Origin of the sequence: Thalassotalea piscium, from assembly GCF_030295935.1 — a bacterium.
Lineage (GTDB): Bacteria > Pseudomonadota > Gammaproteobacteria > Enterobacterales > Alteromonadaceae > Thalassotalea_B > Thalassotalea_B piscium.
On sequence record NZ_AP027362.1, the window covers coordinates 26,711 to 48,935 of the forward strand.

The 22,225-nt window shown below is 40.3% G+C and carries 16 protein-coding genes, 3 tRNA genes and 3 rRNA genes; 17 read left to right on the forward strand and 5 right to left on the reverse strand.

Annotated elements, in window-relative coordinates; all coding sequences use genetic code 11:
* Position 1 precedes the first annotated feature (1 nt).
* Complete coding sequence (gene purE / locus QUD79_RS00115) at positions 2-484, reverse strand: 5-(carboxyamino)imidazole ribonucleotide mutase (protein WP_184424329.1); 483 nt, start codon at positions 482-484, stop codon at positions 2-4.
* Between the two features lie 330 nt (positions 485-814).
* On the opposite strand from purE, the gene QUD79_RS00120 reads away from it, so the two are divergent.
* Entirely contained in the window at positions 815-2,443 is a 1,629-nt protein-coding gene (locus QUD79_RS00120; RefSeq protein ID WP_184424330.1) for an acyl-CoA synthetase, read from the forward strand.
* A 76-nt stretch (positions 2,444-2,519) separates the two neighbouring features.
* Here the strand turns inward: QUD79_RS00120 and QUD79_RS00125 are convergent, their stop codons facing one another.
* Positions 2,520-4,457, reverse strand: coding sequence for an alpha/beta hydrolase family protein (locus tag QUD79_RS00125; RefSeq protein ID WP_184424331.1), 1,938 nt, complete (start codon positions 4,455-4,457; stop codon positions 2,520-2,522).
* Between the two features lie 162 nt (positions 4,458-4,619).
* Here QUD79_RS00125 and tsaC point away from each other — a divergent pair, with 162 nt between their 5' ends.
* The 6 genes from tsaC (at position 4,620) to QUD79_RS00155 (ending at position 8,565) form a co-directional block, all read left to right on the forward strand.
* Positions 4,620-5,168: an L-threonylcarbamoyladenylate synthase type 1 TsaC gene (gene tsaC / locus QUD79_RS00130; RefSeq protein WP_184424332.1), complete on the forward strand. Its 549-nt coding sequence runs from the start codon at positions 4,620-4,622 to the stop codon at positions 5,166-5,168.
* Entirely contained in the window at positions 5,165-6,073 is a 909-nt protein-coding gene (gene hemF, locus QUD79_RS00135) for an oxygen-dependent coproporphyrinogen oxidase (protein WP_184424333.1), read from the forward strand. Before tsaC ends, hemF begins: the two co-directional genes overlap by 4 nt.
* 5 nt (positions 6,074-6,078) lie before the next feature.
* On the forward strand, positions 6,079-6,450 hold the full coding sequence (locus tag QUD79_RS00140) for a diacylglycerol kinase (RefSeq protein ID WP_184424334.1): 372 nt from the start codon (positions 6,079-6,081) through the stop codon (positions 6,448-6,450).
* Positions 6,451-6,704: 254 nt separating this feature from the next.
* On the forward strand, positions 6,705-7,379 hold the full coding sequence (locus QUD79_RS00145) for an OmpW/AlkL family protein (RefSeq protein WP_184424335.1): 675 nt from the start codon (positions 6,705-6,707) through the stop codon (positions 7,377-7,379).
* Positions 7,380-7,523: 144 nt separating this feature from the next.
* The gene (aroE, locus tag QUD79_RS00150) at positions 7,524-8,336 is read left to right on the forward strand and encodes a shikimate dehydrogenase (protein ID WP_184424336.1); all 813 of its coding nucleotides are present in this window, start codon (positions 7,524-7,526) and stop codon (positions 8,334-8,336) included.
* A 7-nt stretch (positions 8,337-8,343) separates the two neighbouring features.
* The gene (locus QUD79_RS00155) at positions 8,344-8,565 is read left to right on the forward strand and encodes a hypothetical protein (RefSeq protein ID WP_184424337.1); all 222 of its coding nucleotides are present in this window, start codon (positions 8,344-8,346) and stop codon (positions 8,563-8,565) included.
* Positions 8,566-8,586: 21 nt separating this feature from the next.
* On the opposite strand, the gene QUD79_RS00160 is transcribed toward QUD79_RS00155, so the two are convergent.
* On the reverse strand, positions 8,587-9,123 hold the full coding sequence (locus QUD79_RS00160) for a gamma carbonic anhydrase family protein (protein WP_184424338.1): 537 nt from the start codon (positions 9,121-9,123) through the stop codon (positions 8,587-8,589).
* A 791-nt stretch (positions 9,124-9,914) separates the two neighbouring features.
* Here QUD79_RS00160 and QUD79_RS00165 point away from each other — a divergent pair.
* The 6 genes from QUD79_RS00165 to QUD79_RS00190 all read left to right on the forward strand — a co-directional run bounded on the left by QUD79_RS00165 (position 9,915) and on the right by QUD79_RS00190 (position 15,997).
* Positions 9,915-11,457, forward strand: a 16S ribosomal RNA gene (locus QUD79_RS00165).
* Between the two features lie 115 nt (positions 11,458-11,572).
* A tRNA-Ile gene (locus QUD79_RS00170) sits at positions 11,573-11,649 on the forward strand.
* A 128-nt stretch (positions 11,650-11,777) separates the two neighbouring features.
* Positions 11,778-11,853, forward strand: a tRNA-Ala gene (locus tag QUD79_RS00175).
* A gap of 396 nt (positions 11,854-12,249) precedes the next feature.
* Positions 12,250-15,245, forward strand: a 23S ribosomal RNA gene (locus QUD79_RS00180).
* Between the two features lie 224 nt (positions 15,246-15,469).
* Positions 15,470-15,584, forward strand: a 5S ribosomal RNA gene (gene rrf, locus QUD79_RS00185).
* The 16S, 23S and 5S rRNA genes sit together here with 3 tRNA genes alongside, the layout of an rRNA operon.
* A 328-nt stretch (positions 15,585-15,912) precedes the next feature.
* Positions 15,913-15,997 (forward strand) — tRNA-Tyr (locus QUD79_RS00190).
* A 74-nt stretch (positions 15,998-16,071) separates the two neighbouring features.
* Here QUD79_RS00190 and QUD79_RS00195 read toward each other — a convergent pair.
* Positions 16,072-17,712, reverse strand: a complete 1,641-nt coding sequence (locus QUD79_RS00195) for a tetratricopeptide repeat-containing response regulator (RefSeq protein WP_184422389.1) — start codon at positions 17,710-17,712, stop codon at positions 16,072-16,074.
* A 304-nt stretch (positions 17,713-18,016) separates the two neighbouring features.
* On the opposite strand from QUD79_RS00195, the gene QUD79_RS00200 reads away from it, so the two are divergent.
* Complete coding sequence (locus tag QUD79_RS00200; RefSeq protein ID WP_184422387.1) at positions 18,017-19,414, forward strand: DEAD/DEAH box helicase; 1,398 nt, start codon at positions 18,017-18,019, stop codon at positions 19,412-19,414.
* Positions 19,415-19,433: 19 nt separating this feature from the next.
* Here the strand turns inward: QUD79_RS00200 and QUD79_RS00205 are convergent, their stop codons facing one another.
* A complete protein-coding gene (locus tag QUD79_RS00205) occupies positions 19,434-19,877 on the reverse strand; it encodes a YaiI/YqxD family protein (protein WP_184422385.1) in 444 nt (147 codons plus the stop codon).
* Positions 19,878-20,020: 143 nt separating this feature from the next.
* Between QUD79_RS00205 and QUD79_RS00210 the strand changes: the two genes are divergently transcribed.
* The 3 genes from QUD79_RS00210 to QUD79_RS00220 are packed head-to-tail and all read left to right on the forward strand — an operon-like array spanning position 20,021 to position 22,149.
* Positions 20,021-20,497 carry an acyl-CoA thioesterase gene (locus tag QUD79_RS00210; protein ID WP_184422384.1) on the forward strand — a complete coding sequence of 159 codons (477 nt, stop codon included), beginning with the start codon at positions 20,021-20,023 and terminating at the stop codon, positions 20,495-20,497.
* A 9-nt stretch (positions 20,498-20,506) separates the two neighbouring features.
* Complete coding sequence (locus tag QUD79_RS00215) at positions 20,507-20,911, forward strand: DUF2750 domain-containing protein (protein ID WP_184422382.1); 405 nt, start codon at positions 20,507-20,509, stop codon at positions 20,909-20,911.
* Positions 20,911-22,149 (forward strand): DEAD/DEAH box helicase, encoded by a 1,239-nt coding sequence (locus QUD79_RS00220; RefSeq protein WP_184422380.1) that lies wholly within the window; start codon positions 20,911-20,913, stop codon positions 22,147-22,149. Before QUD79_RS00215 ends, QUD79_RS00220 begins: the two co-directional genes overlap by 1 nt.
* Positions 22,150-22,225 lie beyond the last annotated feature (76 nt).

Here is a 22,225-nt window from a genome sequence, read left to right on the forward strand (position 1 = left end):
CCTATACTTCTGGGTTTGGGTTATTCAAAATATTGTCGGTTTGTGTTTTTCTAAACTGTTCAATACTTGCCATTATTGTGTCATCGTGTGTTGCTAAAATTTGAGCTGCGAGTAGGCCTGCGTTGGCTGCACCGGCTGTGCCAATGGCTAACGTTCCTACAGCAATTCCTTTTGGCATTTGCACGATTGATAATAAAGAGTCTTGGCCGCTTAAAGCTTTTGATTGAACAGGCACACCTAACACAGGTAAGGGCGTGTAGGCTGCAGCCATACCAGGAAGATGAGCAGCACCACCTGCACCGGCAATAATAACCTTAATACCGCGATCTTTGGCAGCTTCAGCATACTCGGCTAACAAATGCGGTGTTCTATGAGCTGATACAACTTTTGTTTCATATGAAACATTTAATAAATCAAGCATATCTGCTGCATGTTTCATTGTTGGCCAATCCGATTTTGACCCCATGATAATACCCACTTTCATGATATCTCACCTTGTAAATTGCTAGCTGAAGTTAGTGATATTATTATCACTAAGAAAATAAGGCGCAAATTATACCTTTGTTTAGCTTAATACGGAAATTTGAAAGATAAAATTAACTAAAAGTAAGTAGTGCTTTATAAATCTGTAATTAGCACATCGCTTTGTGTAGACAATACCCCTAAAAAAAACTTCAATTCTCTTTAAATATAGTGTTAATAATTAATATTGTCGACAGTATTAGACCAAAGGATGATTTTAAATTGTAAATTACCGCGTAATATATTCTCTATGATAAATATGAATGCCAATTAAGAGAAATGAGGAAAGGTTATGACTAATATTTTTGAACAAGGCCTAGATAAAGTTGAAGCCAATAGCATGCCTTTATCTCCAATAAATTTTTTAAATCGTACGGCGGATGTTTACCCAGATAAAGTTGCGATTATTCATGGCGATCAAAAAACAACCTATCAGCAATACCGAGAAAATGTAAGGTGCTTAGCATCAGCGTTGGTGCAACGAGGTGTTAAAACTGGCGATACTGTGAGTATCTTAGCAGCTAATATTCCTGCATTTTTAGATGCGCATTATGGGGTCCCATTAACAGGCGCTGTACTGAACTCTATTAATATTAGACTCGATGCAGAAAATATTGCCTTTATACTCGATCATGGCGAGTGTGATGTCTTACTTACGGATACCGCTTTTTCTCATGTTGTTAAAAAAGCATTGGCCCTTTCAACCCGTACGCCGTTAGTCATTGATATTGATGATGTAATGAGTGAGGGTGGAGAACGTCTAGGTCAAATAGAATATGCTGACTTATTAAAAGAAGGTGACCCGAACTTTACGGGAAATATGATTAAGGATGAATGGCAGGCATTAGCACTTAACTATACTTCAGGGACAACAGGCAACCCAAAAGGTGTGGTATATTCACATCGTGGTGCTTTTTTGAATGCACTTGGTAATAATATGATTTGGCCACTTGATAGCGAAGCCGTTTATTTATGGACGCTACCATTATTCCATTGCAATGGCTGGTGTTTTCCGTGGACTGTAGTTGCTATGGGGGGGACACAGGTTTGTCTTCGTCAAGTTGAAGTTTCTGCTATCGTAAACGCTATCATTTCTCATAAAGTCACACACTTCTGCGGTGCCCCGATTGTATTAAATATGATTTTAAATGCAGATCCTCAATTGCTAGATAAATTACCGGGTAAAGTTAATGCGATGACAGCGGGAGCGCCGCCGCCTGCTGCTGTGATTAAAGGTATGGAAGCATTAAATATTGAGATTACACAAGGGTATGGTCTAACAGAAGTTTATGGACCTTGTGTTGTTAGTGAATGGAAGCCGCAATGGAATGAGTTCAATGAAGACGAGAGAGCGGGTTTAAAGTCTCGTCAAGGAGTTCGTTATCCTACACAAGAAAATGTTGATGTTTTAGACCCTCAAACTATGTTGCCTGTACCAGCTGATGCGGAAACCATAGGTGAAATAATGTTTAGAGGGAATACAACGATGAAAGGTTATTTAAAAAATGAAACGGCTACTGAAGATGCCTTTAAATTTGGTTGGTTTCATTCTGGTGATCTTGCTGTTAAACATCCAGATGGTTACATTGAAATAAGAGATCGTTCTAAAGATATTATAATTTCTGGAGGTGAGAATATTTCGTCAGTTGAAGTAGAAGGTGTTTTATATAAACACCCTGCAGTAATGGAAGCTGCTGTCGTTGCAAAGGCAGATGAAAAATGGGGAGAAACACCTTGCGCTTTTGTATCCTTAAAACCAGGTCAACAGGTGAGTGAGAAGGAAATAATCGAATTTTGCAGAGCTAACATGGCAACATTTAAGGCACCTAAGACTATTGTATTTAGTGATCTCCCCAAAACGTCAACCGGTAAAATACAAAAGTTTATATTGCGTGCAAAGGTTAAAGAGTTCTTTTCTTAATTTTTGAATTAAGTTGGATTGATACATGCATAAAGTGCATCGCCCTGAAGTTGAGGGCGATGATTTTTTGCGAGGTTTAATTTAAATGTTTATCTAAAAAGTTAAGCACTTTTTTCATGTATGCTTTTTGGGTTAACGGATTGTAAAATCCATGGCCTTCATCATCTATAACAAACCATTCATAAGGCTTACTTGCTTTATCTAACGCATCTTTTAATTGTTCAACATGTTCAATATCAGCGACTTTGTCGTCTTTTCCGTGTGCTAATAATAGTGGAGCTTGAATTTTTTCCGCATAATTTACAGGTGAAAAGCTTTTTAATGCATGTTCATCTTTACCTAATGCTTCGAGCCAAAAGCTTTTAACGGCTCTACTGTTATTTTCTTCTAAAATCAATTCTAAATTATAGACACCGGCGTTAGCAATAACACACTTATATGTCTCGGGATAAAGCGCTGCACTTTGAACAGCAGAATAAGCACCGAAACTGGCGCCCATTATACAGACATTCCCTGGCGTTGCTTTTTTGTTTGTTACAAGCCACTGATAACCATCATAAATATCATTTTGAATGGTTGATCCCCAAGCTTGATAGCCATCTACTCTGAACTTTTCACCGTAACCAGATGAGCCTCTATAGTTGACTTGCAAAACGGAATAACCATTAAGTACTAAGTACTGAACTTTATTTGAGAACTGCCAGTAATCTCTAACACCATGAGGACCACCATGCACCATTACCACTACAGGCGCTAAAGTATTGTTAGTTGTCCCTTTAGCTTGTGTAAAATATCCATTTATCACTTGTCCGTCACGTGCGTTTAGTTGAATTGGCTCCGTTTGAAATAACTCATTGTTTTTTATATTTGTTTTAAACCTAAAAAGTATTGTTAGCTTGTTATCTTTCTTATTATATAAATAAAGTTGTCCAGGGTTAGTGTCTGAAGAAGCCTTTACAATTGAGAATTCGCCGTCATCAGAACGACTGGTAATAGTGATTGAACTGTAAGGAAGTGCTTTAAGTAGGTCTGTAAATATTGCTGCTTCATCAAATTTTTTATTCAGAATAAGATAGGCAGGATAACCATCATCTATTCTTATCGCGTATACATTCCTGCCATCAACTGTTAATTCAACATCAGTTACATCAACGTTTGTATCCGTATATACACTGGAGTATGACAAATCGTTCAAGTTTAATTTAAAAATACCAAATAAATCTTGTTGATGATTATCTCTTGTATAGAGATATTCTCCTGATGCGCTGATTGAAATTAAAGATACTGCTTGGCCTACTGTGTTATCGGGTACTTTTTGCCACTGACCTTCTTTTTTCAAATAAAGTTGACTTTTATTATGTTCGTCAGTGCCTACTACTGCTTTAATTTTTCCTGTGGTGTCAGTTAAAAAGCGACTATAGGGCAAAGGCGCTTTATCTATTTCTTTTTTAATTATGCCGTTGTAGACATTTAATAATAAAACTGATGATAAGCGAGCACCTGTTTTACTCATAGGGGTTGATTTTATTAATATATGTCTCTTATCTTCAGGTAGTACGTCAATGATGCTAGCCCACCCGAATGTACTTTCTTTTCGCTTTAATCTGCTACCAACTTGATCTTGGCCTGCTTGATAACCATAAATGACTTTACCTCGCGAACCATCATAGTTTACAGCATATAACTCACCATAAAATTGCGGCTCCTCTAATGATGGCACGTGTTTAACCATCGAAATAACAACGCGTTCGTTATTGACCCAATTATAATCGCCCACTTCATAGTCGCCGGATAATCTTGTCGTTCCAACTGTTTTCATATCTTCTCTGTTTAAAAATACTAATATTGTGCGGTCTTGATAGTTCATCGCAATGGCGATAACTTTACCATTGGGGGATATTTTGGCATTTTGATATTTGTTATGATCAAATAAATGCTCCCAGTTATTAGCGACGGTATAAAAAGAGGAGAGCAGTAATATGGTTAAAGCAATATAGTTTCGTGCGGTTTTCATTTTTAATTCCATTTAGTAGTTTTTTAATAAAGAAGGGAGTAATCAAACTGAAATTGTCTATCTATTCACATGAAATGTAATAGATTATTTCTGTAACTTTAAATTTTATTCGTTAGTAAAACAAGTATAATCACGACTTACATAACATTACTGATTTTTATAATGGCATTAACAGCAGTCGATTTTTTTATTAAAGGCGGTATCATAGCTTATCCTACAGAAGCTGTGTTTGGCTTGGGTTGTGATCCCGACAATATTGACGCGATTGAAAAATTGTTAGCAATAAAGAATCGCTCTGCTGAAAAAGGACTTATTTTATTAGCAGCAAACTATTCTCAATTGTTACCTTTTATCGATGACGAAAAAATTCCTCAAGATAAGCGCTCAACTATACTTTCAAGGTGGCCAGATGGTATTACTCAGGTTTTACCTAAAAATAAAAACTGTCATGCATTATTAACGGGTAAGTTTGACACTATTGCAGTGCGTATTACCAGTCAGCCAGATGTTGTAGCTTTATGTAATAGAGTCAATAAACCTATAGTTTCTACCAGTGCTAATTTATCAGGTGAAGAACCAGCCAAAACATGGCAAGCTTTATCAACTCATTTGGTTGATAAAATAGATTATATTATTAAAGGGCAGACCCTAGGGTACAACCAGCCATCAACCATTATTGATGCTTTAACCGGAGAACAATTTCGCGCATGAGCCAAGTAAATATTGAACAAGTCATTCCTTTTTTTAAACGCCTACAAGATCATATTTGTACTGAACTGGAAATTGCAGATGGTAGTGGTAAATTTATAGAAGATAACTGGTCACGCCCCGAAGGGGGGGGAGGCCGAACAAGAGTGTTAACTGAAGGAGCGATAATAGAGCAGGGTGGGGTGAACTTTTCACTTGTTTCTGGAGATAAATTACCTCCCTCAGCAACTGCTCATCGGCCTGAGTTAGCCGGACGACGCTGGCAGGCATGTGGTGTATCTTTAGTAATACACCCCAAAAACCCTTTTATTCCAACTTCTCATGCCAATGTACGCTTTTTTATTGCTGAAAAAGAAGGCGAAGCACCTGTATGGTGGTTTGGAGGTGGCTTTGATTTAACACCTTTTTATCCGTTTAAAGAGGATGTAGTCCATTGGCATCAAACTGCAAAAGACCTATGTGATCCCTTCGGTGAAAGTATTTATTCTGAGCATAAAAAATGGTGCGACGATTATTTCTACTTAAAACATCGTAATGAAACTAGAGGTGTAGGTGGCTTATTTTTTGATGACCTTAATCAGTGGCCTTTTGAGCAATGTTTAAATTATATCAAAGCAGTAGGAAATGGCTTTGTTGAAGCGTATGTGCCAATAGTTAATAAAAGAAAAGATACACCTTATCAAGACTCGCATCGTCAATTTCAACTTTATCGTCGAGGTCGTTACGTTGAATTTAACTTAGTTTTTGATCGCGGCACTTTATTTGGACTACAATCAGGTGGTCGTACTGAGTCTATCTTAATGTCAATGCCACCACTTGCTCGATGGCAGTATAACTATCATCCAGAAGAAGGCAGCGCAGAGTCAAATTTGTCAGAATACTTAACCCCACAAGACTGGTTAATATAATAATAATGATTGAGAAAAATAAATATGGTCACATTGAGCGTTTAGGCCCAGCAACAAAGCATAGTTTGCTAGGTTTAAAAGCTGCGTATAAGTATGAACTTGCGTTTAGGCAGGAAGTTTTTCTTTCGGTTCTTCTTACGCCTATAGCTATTTATATAGCCGATACATTTGTTGAGTTTGCATTGCTGATGTCAGGTATTTTTATTATATTAATTACCGAACTCCTTAACTCTGCAATTGAGGCTACTGTAGATAGAGTGGGTCTAGAACATCATGAGTTAAGTGGTAGGGCGAAAGATATTGGGTCTGCTGCAGTTTTTGTGTCATTAATATATTTTGTGGTTGTATGGCTTTCAAAAATTTACACAATGTTATAGGTTTTTAGGCCCTGTTGAGCAGCGGTTGCGTAGAATGATTAAGCTAAACACTGCTCGCCGCGATTAATGCGCTTTTATCTCAAGCAAAACTTAACAACGAAAGATCTATAGTCCCTAATTTTTAAGATTTAGATTGATAAACCTCAAATAACCACATAAGTAGTAAGTTTATTTGAGGCAGGTCAAAGTATTTAAAAATAAGTTCCTTACAATAGCGTTTAGTTTAAATCTTCCACTATGTAAGGAAATCTCCCTTGAAAAAAAGTATCTTAACTATTGCGCTTCTCTCTGTTATCTCTATAACTAATGCCGCTGATTATAAAGCTGGTGATATTGTTGTTCGTGGGGGGGTAACTAACGTTACTCCAAATAGCGATCACTCTGCCGTAATGCTCGGTGGTGCAGATTCAACTATGTCTTTAGCGGTAGATGATAACGCACAAATAGGCCTTAACTTTGTTTATTTTTATGATAAAAACTGGGCAATAGAAGTACTTGCAGCAACGCCTTTTACTCACGATGTTACGATTTATGATCCAAATGCCATTTTAAATGTAGATGGAGCAAAGCTTGCTGAAGTTAGTCATTTACCACCTACGGTTAGTGCCGTTTATTACTTTGACACTATGAATAATATTAAACCTTATTTAGGACTTGGTTTGAATTATACCGTATTCTTTGATGAGGGCTTTGAGTCAGCGCCTAAAAGTTTAGGCCTAAGCAATTTAGCACTTGATGGCTCTTTTGGACTGTCTATTCAAGCAGGATTTGATTTTAATTTGAATCAAAATTGGCACATTAACACATCAATTCGTTATATTGATATCGATACCGAAGCGACATTTGATGTCGGCGGTAACAACATCGGCAAAGCTAATATAAGTATTGATCCAACGGTATTTTCAGTACTAATTGGCTATAAATTTTAAGCAAAACATATCGTTTTCTACTATATAGACTACTCGAAGGACAAAGTAGTCTTTATAGTAACGTTGATTAAGGCTAAACAATCATTGGCAAAATCACGCTAATTCTATACCCTACTACTATACATTTCCTGCTAATTATTACTTATGGATCATTACCGCGTTTACGGCAATCCGATAGAGCAATCAAAATCTCCCACTATTCATCAGGCCTTTGCTAAACAAACACAACAAGAAATTTGTTACGAGAAAGAGCTAGTCCAACTACAGCAATTTTCAGAAGTTGTAAGTCAGTTTATTAAGCAAGGAGGCAAGGGAGCTAATGTTACCGCTCCTTTTAAAGAGCAAGCTTATAAACTGTGTGACCACTTAAGTGAACGTGCACAACTCTCTGGAGCAGTAAATACGCTTAGCTTTAACAATGGCGCTATCTTTGGTGATAACACTGACGGTGTTGGACTTGTTCAAGACCTTTTGTCTAATCAAGTAGTATTACGTAATAGCCGAATATTATTACTTGGTGCTGGTGGTGCTGCAAAAGGAGTTGTTTCTTCTTTGTTAGCGCAGAAACCTGATTTGCTGATTATTGCCAATCGCACTCAAGCAAAAGCACAATTTATTGTTGATCAATACCCTGAAGAAAACATTCAATCAAGTTTGTATAATGAAGTGGCTAAATATCATTTTGACCTTATTATTAATGCCACCTCTGCGGGCCTCACCGGAGATAGCCTACCAATCCCTAATCAAGCCATTACAACTAACACAGTATGTTACGATATGGTTTATGGAAAACAACTAACACCATTTTTAGTGCATTCAAAAGCACTTGGTGCCAAAAAAGTTATTGATGGCTTAGGGATGTTAGTAAGTCAAGCCGCTGAAAGTTTTGCTATATGGCGAGGTATAAAACCTTCAACACAGGAAATTATGAAGCAGCTTCGAGCAGAGTTGCAATAGGACTTTAATGAACCAGAAGTTTTTAATAAATGACGACTTTCATTTTAATAGTCAATTTCAAGCTTGGGTATTTACTGCGATGTACAGTGGAAGCTTACTCACATTTGTTGTTAAAAACTCGGCGCATTTAAAAAGCGTTACTCTAGCGATACAGTTTGACTGGGAAGAAAATGCCGAAGCGTGGCTAGAAAACAATGAGTTAGATGATGATACGCTTATTTATATCTAACTCTTGTTTAATAATTGGGCGTTACTCTTGTAGGTATTCGTTTTTAAGTACGACATAATTTAATGCTGACTGTTTAAGAAAAGCCTTTTCACTTTCTTTTAATGGCCGTGCTTGTTTAGCAGGGTTTCCAACATAAAGATAACCACTTTCTAGTACTTTATTAGGAGGGATCAATGCACCTGCGCCAATAAAAACATCATCTTCTACGACTACGCCATCCATAATGATCGCTCCCATACCAACTAAAATCCGGTCACCTAATGTACAGCCATGCAACATACATTTATGTCCAACAGTTACATCTTTGCCTATCAATAAGGGAAAACCATCAAGGTTATGTTCACCTTTTCTGGTAACGTGTAAGACGGTACCGTCTTGTATATTGGTTCTATCGCCTATTCTTATAAAATTGACATCACCACGAGCGGCAACTAAAGGCCAAATGCTAACGTCTTCACCTAATTCAACATCACCAACAATCACAGAAGATTTATCAATATATACATTGTTGGCTACTTTGGGAGTTACTCCCTTAAAACTTCTTACATGCGATGTCATGATTTATTCCTTTTGTTAGGGTGAATACAAAGATTAGAAAGTTAACTATAAAATAACGAGCCTTTTATACTAAAGCTTTTTAATCTTATTAATAGTGAACTTTAGTCTTAAGATTATATAACTCTACCGAATTAAGACTTAAATATGTAAAAAAAGCCGATATAAAAAGCACTTTGTATAATTAAAAAGCAAACAGAAAAATAATGATAGAAATATCAAATTAAGTGTTGACCCTTCGCTAAAAGTCGCTAGAATGCGCTCCACTTCTTCAGGGGAACTTGAGAAGGACGAAGTAACGGAAAATACGACGTTCACTTAAATAGGATGACCAAGTGAGAGTTTTAACAGGTTTACTAAGCGCTTTAGCTTCTTAAACGGTTAACTAAGGTTTAAAAATGTTTTGATAAATTTAAAAACTTTTTAAAAAACCTGTTGACATTAAAATTCAAATGCGTAGAATGCGCATCTCGCTTAAGGCAAGGCCTAGAGCGATAAAGTTAAACGAATGAGCTTTAACTTTCCTTCCACTTCTTGTAAGTCGAAGAATTTCTTTAACAATTAGTTATCATGCAATTTGTGTGGGCACTCACATTGATGTTGATTTTACCAGCTACTTAGGTAGCAAAAACAGCGCAATGAAGAAGTCACACAAATAAGTATTAATTTTCTCTCCTTTTATTAGGAAAGAATAATTAGTACGTTTTATGTAGTTATTCACTTCGGTGAATAACACGACAGAATTCATTGAGCAGCGAGCCTTTACTTAGGTAGAGGAGCGCACAAACGATTTTTAATTGAAGAGTTTGATCATGGCTCAGATTGAACGCTGGCGGCAGGCTTAACACATGCAAGTCGAGCGGTAACAGAGATAGCTTGCTATCTGCTGACGAGCGGCGGACGGGTGAGTAATGCTTGGGAATATGCCTTTAGGTGGGGGACAACAGTTGGAAACGACTGCTAATACCGCATAATGTCTACGGACCAAAGGAGGGGACGCTTCGGCACCTTTCGCCTTTAGATTAGCCCAAGTGAGATTAGCTAGATGGTAAGGTAAAGGCTTACCATGGCGACGATCTCTAGCTGGTTTGAGAGGATGATCAGCCACACTGGGACTGAGACACGGCCCAGACTCCTACGGGAGGCAGCAGTGGGGAATATTGCACAATGGGGGAAACCCTGATGCAGCCATGCCGCGTGTGTGAAGAAGGCCTTCGGGTTGTAAAGCACTTTCAGTTGTGAGGAAAGGTGTAAGGTTAATACCCTTGCACTGTGACGTTAGCAACAGAAGAAGCACCGGCTAACTCCGTGCCAGCAGCCGCGGTAATACGGAGGGTGCGAGCGTTAATCGGAATTACTGGGCGTAAAGCGTGCGTAGGCGGTTAATTAAGTCAGATGTGAAATCCCGGGGCTCAACCTCGGAACTGCATTTGAAACTGGTTAGCTAGAGTACTGTAGAGGGTGGTGGAATTTCCAGTGTAGCGGTGAAATGCGTAGAGATTGGAAGGAACATCAGTGGCGAAGGCGGCCACCTGGACAGATACTGACGCTGAGGCACGAAAGCGTGGGGAGCAAACAGGATTAGATACCCTGGTAGTCCACGCCGTAAACGATGTCAACTAGCTGTCTGTGGACTTGATCTGTGGGTAGCGTAGCTAACGCGCTAAGTTGACCGCCTGGGGAGTACGGCCGCAAGGTTAAAACTCAAATGAATTGACGGGGGCCCGCACAAGCGGTGGAGCATGTGGTTTAATTCGATGCAACGCGAAGAACCTTACCATCCCTTGACATCCACAGAAATTTCTAGAGATAGATTTGTGCCTTCGGGAACTGTGAGACAGGTGCTGCATGGCTGTCGTCAGCTCGTGTTGTGAAATGTTGGGTTAAGTCCCGCAACGAGCGCAACCCCTATCCTTATTTGCCAGCGAGTTAAGTCGGGAACTTTAAGGAGACTGCCGGTGATAAACCGGAGGAAGGTGGGGACGACGTCAAGTCATCATGGCCCTTACGGGATGGGCTACACACGTGCTACAATGGCGTATACAGAGTGCTGCAATACCGCGAGGTGGAGCGAATCACACAAAGTACGTCGTAGTCCGGATCGGAGTCTGCAACTCGACTCCGTGAAGTCGGAATCGCTAGTAATCGTAGATCAGAATGCTACGGTGAATACGTTCCCGGGCCTTGTACACACCGCCCGTCACACCATGGGAGTGGGTTGCAAAAGAAGTGGCTAGTTTAACCTTCGGGAGGACGGTCACCACTTTGTGATTCATGACTGGGGTGAAGTCGTAACAAGGTAACCCTAGGGGAACCTGGGGTTGGATCACCTCCTTATCTTGAAGTAAAACGGCTCAATGGAAATGCTTGCATTTCAGAGTGTCTACACAAATTGCAATGATAACTAAAGTAAAGAAGAAGTCCTAACATGTAAGCTTCGGGCAATTTATATAGGTCTGTAGCTCAGCTGGTTAGAGCGCACCCCTGATAAGGGTGAGGTCGGCAGTTCAAGTCTGCCCAGACCTACCAAATTACGCGAGATACTGCGTTGAATAAACACTCATGTGCGCGTTGCACACGTCGTATTTATTCGCCTTGTCTATCACGTAATTGAAGTTGCTTTAATAACATGTTACCCACTCTCTTTGAGTAAAAGAGGGGCTATAGCTCAGCTGGGAGAGCGCCTGCCTTGCACGCAGGAGGTCAGCAGTTCGATCCTGCTTAGCTCCACCACTTCTTCTAAAGGAAATAGAAACCAAACTTAAGGTATTCAGATGAATAGATTACGTTTGGTTTTTTAAACCACGGGTTAGGCGAATGCGTCCTAAAACGAACTCTTTAACAATTTGGAAAGCTGATATAAATACCGGTATTTATCAGGCAAATGGCGTGTCGCGCGCTCAAATGCATAATGATAACTACCCACAGCGAGTCAGATGATTTTATCGGTCATCGAACGAGCTGGTTAAGAGATAACTTGTTATCTGTTAACGAAAAATCTAATTCAAGTAACTCCATTATGACTACTTAGCAATAAGTACCATAACGAGTACGTGAAAATGTCAGACATACATTCAGTCTTGGTCTTGTCATCAAGACACCACAATAGGAAACTATTTGGGGTTGTATGGTTAAGTGACTAAGCGTATATGGTGGATGCCTTGGCAGTTAGAGGCGATGAAGGACGTGTTAATCTGCGAAAAGCTCAGTTAAGGTGATAAAAACCGTTACAGACTGAGATATCCGAATGGGGAAACCCACTTGCATAAGCAAGTATCTTTGCGTGAATACATAGCGTAAAGAGGCGAACCGGGAGAACTGAAACATCTAAGTACCCCGAGGAAAAGAAATCAACCGAGATTTCCTTAGTAGCGGCGAGCGAACGGGAATTAGCCCTTAAGTGGTTTGTAAATTAGTGGAATGCTCTGGAAAGGGCAGCGATACAGGGTGATAGCCCCGTACACGAAAATAAACTTATCATGAAATCGAGTAGGTCGGCACACGTGAAACGTTGACTGAACATGGGGGGACCATCCTCCAAGGCTAAATACTCCTAACTGACCGATAGTGAACCAGTACCGTGAGGGAAAGGCGAAAAGAACCCCTGTGAGGGGAGTGAAATAGAACCTGAAACCGTATACGTACAAGCAGTGGAAGCCCTTCGGGGTGACTGCGTACCTTTTGTATAATGGGTCAGCGACTTATATTTTGTAGCAAGGTTAACCGAATAGGGGAGCCGTAGCGAAAGCGAGTGTTAACTGCGCGTTTAGTTGCAAGGTATAGACCCGAAACCCGGCGATCTACCCATGGGCAGGTTGAAGGTTGAGTAACATCAACTGGAGGACCGAACACACGTATGTTGAAAAATGCGGTGATGACTTGTGGGTCGGAGTGAAAGGCTAATCAAGCCGGGAGATAGCTGGTTCTCCCCGAAATCTATTTAGGTAGAGCCTCGCACGAACACCATTGGGGGTAGAGCACTGTTAAGGCTAGGGGGTCATCCCGACTTACCAACCCTTTGCAAACTCCGAATACCAATGAGTGATATGCGGGAGACACACTGCGGGTGCTAACGTCCGTTGTGAAGAGGGAAACAACCCAGACCGCCAGCTAAGGTCCCAAAGTCATAGTTAAGTGGGAAACGATGTGGAAAGGCATAGACAGCTAGGAGGTTGGCTTAGAAGCAGCCATCCTTTAAAGAAAGCGTAATAGCTCACTAGTCGAGTCGGTCTGCGCGGAAGATGTAACGGGGCTAAACTATGCACCGAAGCTGCGGATTAGGACGTATCACTTAAGCTATTTAAGACTAACGTTTTTCTCATTGTTTTAGAGAAGAAAAACGGTCAAGCTCACCCGAACGTTGAGTTGGGAAGCGAAGTCAACAGATACCTTAAGGATACGTCCTAGTGGTAGGGGAGCGTTCTGTAAGCCGTTGAAGGTGAGTTGTAAAGCTTGCTGGAGGTATCAGAAGTGCGAATGCTGACATGAGTAACGATAAGGGGAGTGAAAAACTCCCCCGCCGAAAGACCAAGGTTTCCTGTCCCATGTTAATCAGGGCAGGGTAAGTCGGCCCCTAAGGCGAGACCGAAAGGTGTAGTCGATGGGAAACAGATTAATATTTCTGTACTTCTATATATTGCGAAGGAGGGACGGAGTAGGCTAGGTGAGCACGGCGTTGGTAGTCCGTGTGAAAGTATGTAGGCTGGAAACTTAGGTAAATCCGGGTATCCTTAAGGCTGAGATACGAGACGAGTGTCCAAGGACACGAAGTCATTGATGCCATGCTTCCAGGAAAAGCTTCTAAGCGTCAGATATATAGGAACCGTACCCCAAACCGACACAGGTGGTTAGGTAGAGAATACTAAGGCGCTTGAGAGAACTCGGGTGAAGGAACTAGGCAAAATAGTACCGTAACTTCGGGAGAAGGTACGCTCTCTAATGTGAAGCACTTGCTGCGTAAGCATCGGAGAGTCGAAGTAACCAGGTGGCTGGAACTGTTTATTAAAAACACAGCACTGTGCAAAATCGAAAGATGACGTATACGGTGTGACGCCTGCCCGGTGCCGGAAGGTTAATTGATTGGGTTAGCTTCGGCGAAGCTCATGATCGAAGCCCCGGTAAACGGCGGCCGTAACTATAACGGTCCTAAGGTAGCGAAATTCCTTGTCGGGTAAGTTCCGACCTGCACGAATGGCGTAATCATGGCCACACTGTCTCCACCCGAGACTCAGTGAAATTGAATTTGCGGTTAAGATGCCGTATACCCGCGGCTAGACGGAAAGACCCCGTGAACCTTTACTATAGCTTGACAGTGAACATTGCTCCTACATGTGTAGGATAGGTGGGAGGCTTTGAAACCGCGTCGCTAGATGCGGTGGAGCCAACCTTGAAATACCACCCTTGTATGCGTGATGTTCTAACCTAGGGCCCTTATCGGGCTTGGGGACACTGTCTGGTGGGTAGTTTGACTGGGGCGGTCTCCTCCTAAAGAGTAACGGAGGAGCACGAAGGTTGGCTAAGTATGGTCGGACATCATACGGTTAGTGCAATGGCATAAGCCAGCTTAACTGCGAGACAGACACGTCGAGCAGGTACGAAAGTAGGTCATAGTGATCCGGTGGTTCTGTATGGAAGGGCCATCGCTCAACGGATAAAAGGTACTCCGGGGATAACAGGCTGATACCGCCCAAGAGTTCATATCGACGGCGGTGTTTGGCACCTCGATGTCGGCTCATCACATCCTGGGGCTGAAGTCGGTCCCAAGGGTATGGCTGTTCGCCATTTAAAGTGGTACGCGAGCTGGGTTTAGAACGTCGTGAGACAGTTCGGTCCCTATCTGCCGTGGGCGTTTGAGAATTGAAGAGGGCTGCTCCTAGTACGAGAGGACCGGAGTGGACGAACCACTGGTGTTCGGGTTGTCATGCCAATGGCATTGCCCGGTAGCTACGTTCGGAACTGATAACCGCTGAAAGCATCTAAGCGGGAAGCAGGCTTTGAGATGAGTTCTCACTGGAGCTTTAAGCTCCCTAAAGGGTCGTTGGAGACTACAACGTTGATAGGTTGGGTGTGGAAGTGCTGCGAGGCATTGAGCTAACCAATACTAATTACCCGTGAGGCTTAACCATACAACACCCAAATAGTTTTGCGTGCTCGATAGAGACGTAAACGGGTTGTTTGTTTGACGAGTGCGATAAGCACAAATCACGTACTCAGTAGTGAGTTAGAGTGAATTAGATTGAATAACACGTATTTATAAAGCTTTCCGAATTAATTTGTAGATGGAGATACGTCGCTCCTAGCCATCCATGGCTTCGCGACATAAGTACATCCATGTACAAAACGTTTTTTGTCTAGCGACAATAGCACTGTGGTACCACCTGATCCCTTTCCGAACTCAGAAGTGAAACGCAGTAGCGCCGATGGTAGTGTGGGAGTTCCCATGTGAGAGTAGGACATTGCTAGACTCCTATTTAAGGATAGTAAAACTGTAGCGCCGATGGTAGTGTGACTTATGTCACTGAGAAAGCCCATGTGAGAGCGTAGCGGAACATTGCTAAACTTCTATTTAAGGATAGTAAAACTGTAGCGCCGATGGTAGTGTGACTTATGTCACTGAGAAAGCCCATGTGAGAGCGTAGCGGGACATTGCTAGACTTCTATTTAAGGATAGTAAAACACTGTAGCGCCGATGGTAGTGTGACTTATCTCTCTGAGAAAGCCATGTGAGAGCGAAACTGGATAATACTATACTTGTCTTTAGAAAGACCCGCTAAAGCGGGTTTTTTGCCCCGTGGAGGGGTTCCCGAGCGGCCAAAGGGATCAGACTGTAAATCTGACGGCTCAGCCTTCGGTGGTTCGAATCCACCTCCCTCCACCACTTTATTTTCGAAATATAATTTCGACAAAAAAACACTTTTAAAGCAATTTAAAAGTGTTTTTTTGTTTATAAAATTAATCTTTTATATGAAAGGTAGCAAGAGAGTCATATTTTCTCTTTAGCTTTATAAAACGACTGTGTGACTCGCTTTCTGGTGACAATGTTTTAAAAAGCTTTATTAATACATTTGCCTGCTTAAAGTCAGATACTCGGCTAGTATCTTTTTCAAATGAAACCAGTAGTACCTGAAGTAAGTTTAGCTTTATACCAATATGGTTTGGAAAGTGTTTTAATGCTTGATTTAATTTATCTATAGCTAAAGCGTAATGTTCCGCTCGATATAAATTAACTCCAATTTCTAATGCAGTTTGTGCTGCAGCTTTATCTTTTTCACTTATTGCTCTATCAGATAATAATACTACTTGTGAAAGCACCTCAATATCATCTGGATACTCTTGTGCGAGTTCATCTAAGAGTTCTTCGGCTTTGCTTCTACGGTTAAGTGCAATTAAGGATTTAGCAATAGTAAAAGAGCCGTCTATGGATATGTGTTTTTTGTTATGATTTAGTAATCGCTCTGCCTCTCTTAAAGCTGTTCTCGCTAGAATAGTATCATTAGCTTTGTTATGTAATCTTGTCGTTAAAAATAGTGAGATAGTTTTTAATTCTTTAGAATTGAATTCACGGTTCATTTTATTAAGTATGTCGAAAGCTTTTAAATTCAACCGCTTTATCTGACCAATATTTAACGTTTCAGAATGCTCTAATAAAGCTTCAACAAACTGTAAGGCATTTTGTGGATTTTTATGTACGGAATAATAAGCTAATTCATTGGTTTTAGACAAAGCTTTAGTTGCTTTACCAAATTGACTGTTATCGAAGCACAATTGTGCGTACTCCTTTAAGCGGGAAACAGATCTGGGTGATACCATTAACGCACTTTCAAGAACCATTTCAGCTTTTTCAAACTGGCTGGTTAACTGGTACGTTTTAGCTAGCCAATCGTAAGCACTTAAATAATATTGATTATCTTCTATGATTGCTGAAAAGTATTGTTCAGCTAAAGCATAATTTTGTTCTATAAGTGCTATTTTACCAAGACCTAATGCGGCCCACTGACAATTAGGTGAGCCCAAATAATCATCATAAATACGCTTTGCTTTATCATATTGTTTTAATTCGAAGTGTTGACGGGATTTTATACCGAGACATTCGTGTTTATATAAAGTGTCACTCTTAATTGCACGATCGCATAAATGAATGACCATGTGATGGTCTTTAACATCCATTGCATGATATATAGCGTGCATAGCAACTTTCTTATTAAAGGAGCGGGTAATACGAGTGCTTAGGTCTTTCATGGTGTAAGGTTTGGTAAGGTATTCATCCGGTTTATGCTCCAAAGCGGCAAGTACCATGGACTGAGATACTTCTGCGGTGATCATAATTACTATAGCTTGTCGGTTAATAAGCTTTTTAGCACGGAGCTCCTCTAACAGCTGTTGCCCGTTCTTTTTATTATCCCCTAGATCATAGCCTAGCAAGATCACATCAAATTTTGATTCGGTGCATTGCGCGATAACGTCAGCTGGGTGGTGATTAGTAAATACATGTTTAACACCAAGGCTATAACAAAATATTTTTAGTAAATCTCTCGACTGCTTGATGCTATCGACGATTAAAAAACGCTTGTTTTGATAATCTAATTCAGTCATGAATACTCGTTAGTTAACACCAAAATTATTAATGTTGGCAGGCAATTAAATTATTGTCGTTGGATTGATTAGTATTCCTTTAGTGTTGTTCTTTCATTAGTAAAAATCAACATCTTATTGCTATAACAATTTAGCAAAGTTATAAGCGAGGTTTAGGGGTTATAATCATTATAAAGACAATAATCCTCTTCCTGTGTCAGGATACTGATACAATGCTTTATATATTGTGTAAAGCATACCTATGCTGTATGCTGCACCGCCGCTAATTACCTAGCAATCGTTTATAAAATAAAGAGAATACCTAATGGATTTTTCCGACTTAGCATTATCAAGCAAAATTTTAGCCGCCGTCGCTGAGAAAGGATATATAAAGCCATCGCCAATACAAGAACAAGCTATTCCTGCAGTGTTAGCGGGAAAAGATGTTATGGCGGCAGCGCAAACAGGTACCGGCAAAACAGCAGGTTTTACTTTGCCTATATTAGAGTTGTTATCGCGAGGTAATAAAGCGAAAGCTAACCACATAAGAGCCTTGATATTGACGCCCACACGCGAATTAGCAGCACAAGTTGGTGAAAGTGTGGCAACATATGGAAAAGAATTACCGCTAACATCTGCTATCGTTTTTGGTGGTGTTAAAATCAATCCGCAAATGATGAAACTACGCCAAGGCGTTGATATTTTGATTGCTACCCCAGGGCGTTTGATGGATCTTTACCAACAAAATGCCGTTAAATTTTCACAAGTAGAAATATTGGTATTAGATGAAGCTGACAGAATGCTTGATATGGGTTTTATCAGAGATATAAAGAAAATTATTTCAGCATTGCCTGTGCAGCGTCAAAACTTACTTTTTTCAGCTACTTTCTCGCCCGATATAAGAGAGCTTGCCAAAGGCTTAGTAAAGAACCCGATAGAAATATCAGTAAACCCTGAGAACTCGACAGCTAAAACAGTAAAGCAAACGGTAATACCGTGTGATAAAAAGCAAAAAGCAAAGCTACTATGTCATCTGATAAAAGAAAATGATTGGCAGCAAGTATTAGTTTTTACTAGAACAAAGCATGGTGCTAATCGTTTAACCAGAGATTTAGAAGCAAAGTCAATCAACGCGGCGGCGATTCATGGCAATAAAAGCCAAGGAGCCAGGACTAAGGCTTTAGCAAACTTTAAATCGGGCGCGGTAAAGGTATTGGTTGCAACAGATATTGCAGCTAGAGGCTTAGACATAGACCAGTTACCACAAGTAGTTAACTTCGATTTACCCAATGTACCTGAAGATTATGTTCACAGAATAGGAAGGACAGGTCGAGCAGGAGCAGACGGCTTTGCGGTATCGTTAGTGTCTGCAGACGAGCATAAATTACTTGAAGATATCGAATATGTAATACAAGAGCCAATAGAGCGAAAAATAACAGAAGGTTTTGCTCCTGTTAATGAACTACCTCCTTCAAGGCCAATTAAGCCTTTTAAAGCGAAAAAACCAAAAAAGGTTAAGCATACCCACAATGAACATAAAGATGGGCAGAGATCTAGTAATAGTGCTACAGGGCATAAACCAAAGAGTAAAAATACCCGCCATCAGGTTAGTGGGCAAGATAAAGCAAGTAATAAAAAGACAGGAAAGCCTGTAGCCAGAAAAGTGCATCCAGATAAAGCGAAACAGCAGGGGAAGAAAGACCCATATTCTGCATCTCGCTAAACGAATGCGTGGCTAACAATTATTTTTGCGCTAACCATTTGTCTAAGTTATTAGCAAATGCTTGGCGGTCACTTTGGCTAATTGGTGGTGCGCCACCAGTTTGAATACCGCTTGACCTTAAGTTATCCATGAAGTCTCGCATATTGAGTCGCTGTCTAATATTACTCTCAGTATAAAGTTCGCCTCTTGGATTTAACGCAGTAGCGCCTTTCTCAACAATTTCTGCAGCTAGGGGGATATCACTGGTAATTACCAGATCTTCAGGTGAACATTGCTTAACAATTTCGTTATCGGCTACATCAAAACCTGAACTAACTTGTTTAAACGTTAAATATTTTGAAGGTGGTATACGTATCGCGTGATTTGCGACGAGAATGGTATTAGTTTGTGTTCGGTCAGCGGCGCGAAACAAAATATCTTTAATCACAACGGGACAGGCATCTGCGTCAACCCAAATTTTCATAGTTATTTTCTTTTGTTCTGTTAAATTAAATCAGAGGTTACATTACTTTATAATGAATAGTTATTAAACTATGAAATGAAGCAATATAACAGAGTTAAAGCTACTAACGAATCGCATAGTGTGTTGAGAAACTAGGATATCAGATGAATAAGCGACAAAGAGATATAACCTTAAGGTTTTTGGCTGAACCACAAGATGTAAACTTTGGTGGCAAAGTGCATGGTGGTGCAGTAATGAAATGGATTGACTTAGCAGCTTATGCATGTGCCGCCGGTTGGAGTGGAAGATATTGCGTTACCGCTTACGCTGGAGGAATAAAATTTGTTGCGCCTATACATGTAGGCAGTTTGGTAGAAGTTGAAGCAAAAGTTATTTATACCGGCTCTACCTCAATGCATATTGCCTTAGAAGTTAACGCTTGTGATCCAAAGTCTTTAATAAGGCGCAAAACCACTCACTGTATTGTAATAATGGTGGCAGTAGATCAAAACGGGCAATCAGAACAAGTGCCTGAGTGGATCCCAGAAACTGATGAAGACAAAAAGCAACATGCTACTGCAATTAAGCTAATGGAAATGCGCAAGCAAATTGGTGAAGAAATGCAAATATTTGCCAGTTAAGGAAACGATATGAGCAAACAATATACATCAGAGCAACTTAATGAAATTAATAAGTTAAGTGATCAGAACCGAGCTGATTATTTTATCAAAGAAGTTATACACAATAATCAGATTTGGATTTTAACTGATGAGCATGGTTGTGTGATGCTTAACACTGAAGATGAAGATTGCGTGCCTGTTTGGCCTAGTCCTGAATTTGCAGCGCTATGGGCAACTAAAGAATGGCAAGCATGCAAACCTGAAGCTATTTCGTTAAATAAATGGTTTAGTCGGTGGACAACAGGCTTAGTTGAAGATGAAATTGCCGTAGTTATTTTTCCTAGTAAAGAGGAGCAAGGTATGGTGTATGACCCGCAAGATTTTGATCACGTATTGCAAACAGCAAAAAAGAAACAGAAGAAGAACAATAACTAATGAGCAATTTTTTAAATTTAGGCCTTAATATGTTGTTAACAGATGCACTAACTGCGTTAGGGTATAAAGAGCCTACAGCCATACAAGAGCAGGCGATTCCTGCGGTTTTAGCAAATAAAGATGTTATGGCACGAGCACAAACGGGTACAGGAAAAACTGCGGCTTTTGCATTACCAATATTGCAAAAATTGTCTGAAGTTGATCCAGAAAAACGACAAGTTAGAGCCTTAGTATTAACGCCTACACGTGAACTTGCTCAACAAGTGTATAAAAGCTTTAGGCTATACGCTGAAAATACTGAGTTAACCATTGCTGTTGCCTATGGAGGCGTCAGTATTAATCCTCAAATTACAGCGATTAATAAAGGGATTGATGTACTAGTTGCAACCCCCGGACGTTTACTAGACCACTTAATTAACGAGTCGTTGTCATTAATCGAATTAACAACAATAGTGTTTGATGAAGCCGATAGAATGTTAGATTTAGGCTTTAAAGATGAAATTAATAGGATCTTAAATCGAGCCCCAGCAGTAAGGCAGACGTTACTATTTTCAGCCACTTTTGATGACGCAATATTTAAACTAAGTAAAACCTTATTAACAGACCCTATCATTATTGAAGTTGGTGAAAGAAACGCAGCAGCTTCGCAGGTTGAACAAGTGGTCTATTGTGTTGATACAGATCGTAAGCGAGAATTAACATCATACTTAATCGGTTCAAAAAACTGGCAGCAAGTGCTAATTTTTACACGTACCAAGCAAGGAGCTGATGAATTAGCAAAAGAAATGTCAAAAGATGGCATTAAAACACAGTCAATTCATGGAGATAAATCACAAGGTGCGAGAGAGAAGGCACTAGCTGACTTTAAAGCGGGTAAAGTAAGAGCGCTTGTTGCTACCGATGTAGCAGCGCGAGGAATTGATATTATTGACTTGAACTATGTGATTAACTTCGAATTACCTTATATTGCTGAAGACTACGTTCATCGTATTGGTAGAACAGGTCGCGCTGGCAAAACGGGTTTAGCGCTTTCATTAATGAGCCCTGACGAAGAATGGTTATTAACAGCAATAGAAAAAGTGATGGACGAGCGCTTGTTACAGCAATGGTTACCAGGTTACGAACCAGACTTAACAAAAACGGCAAGACCTCTTGGACAAGTCAGAAAGAAAACCTCTAAACAAACACTAAGACAACAAGCCTTAGGTCAGAAGAAAAAGCCGTTTAAGCGTAGGTAACCTGAGTTTGGGAAAGCTACTACAGCTAAGTACCCGAAAGCGACGATTTTTACGCATATCCCTAATTCAGGTTAGG

Coding starts and splice junctions, on each gene's coding strand:
- purE (WP_184424329.1), bottom strand. CDS start 484: ATGAAAGTGGGTATTATCATGGGGTCAAAATCGGATTGGCCAACAATG.
- QUD79_RS00120 (WP_184424330.1), top strand. CDS start 815: ATGACTAATATTTTTGAACAAGGCCTAGATAAAGTTGAAGCCAATAGC.
- QUD79_RS00125 (WP_184424331.1), bottom strand. CDS start 4,457: ATGAAAACCGCACGAAACTATATTGCTTTAACCATATTACTGCTCTCC.
- tsaC (WP_184424332.1), top strand. CDS start 4,620: ATGGCATTAACAGCAGTCGATTTTTTTATTAAAGGCGGTATCATAGCT.
- hemF (WP_184424333.1), top strand. CDS start 5,165: ATGAGCCAAGTAAATATTGAACAAGTCATTCCTTTTTTTAAACGCCTA.
- QUD79_RS00140 (WP_184424334.1), top strand. CDS start 6,079: ATGATTGAGAAAAATAAATATGGTCACATTGAGCGTTTAGGCCCAGCA.
- aroE (WP_184424336.1), top strand. CDS start 7,524: ATGGATCATTACCGCGTTTACGGCAATCCGATAGAGCAATCAAAATCT.
- QUD79_RS00155 (WP_184424337.1), top strand. CDS start 8,344: ATGAACCAGAAGTTTTTAATAAATGACGACTTTCATTTTAATAGTCAA.
- QUD79_RS00160 (WP_184424338.1), bottom strand. CDS start 9,123: ATGACATCGCATGTAAGAAGTTTTAAGGGAGTAACTCCCAAAGTAGCC.
- QUD79_RS00195 (WP_184422389.1), bottom strand. CDS start 17,712: ATGACTGAATTAGATTATCAAAACAAGCGTTTTTTAATCGTCGATAGC.
- QUD79_RS00200 (WP_184422387.1), top strand. CDS start 18,017: ATGGATTTTTCCGACTTAGCATTATCAAGCAAAATTTTAGCCGCCGTC.
- QUD79_RS00205 (WP_184422385.1), bottom strand. CDS start 19,877: ATGAAAATTTGGGTTGACGCAGATGCCTGTCCCGTTGTGATTAAAGAT.
- QUD79_RS00210 (WP_184422384.1), top strand. CDS start 20,021: ATGAATAAGCGACAAAGAGATATAACCTTAAGGTTTTTGGCTGAACCA.
- QUD79_RS00215 (WP_184422382.1), top strand. CDS start 20,507: ATGAGCAAACAATATACATCAGAGCAACTTAATGAAATTAATAAGTTA.
- QUD79_RS00220 (WP_184422380.1), top strand. CDS start 20,911: ATGAGCAATTTTTTAAATTTAGGCCTTAATATGTTGTTAACAGATGCA.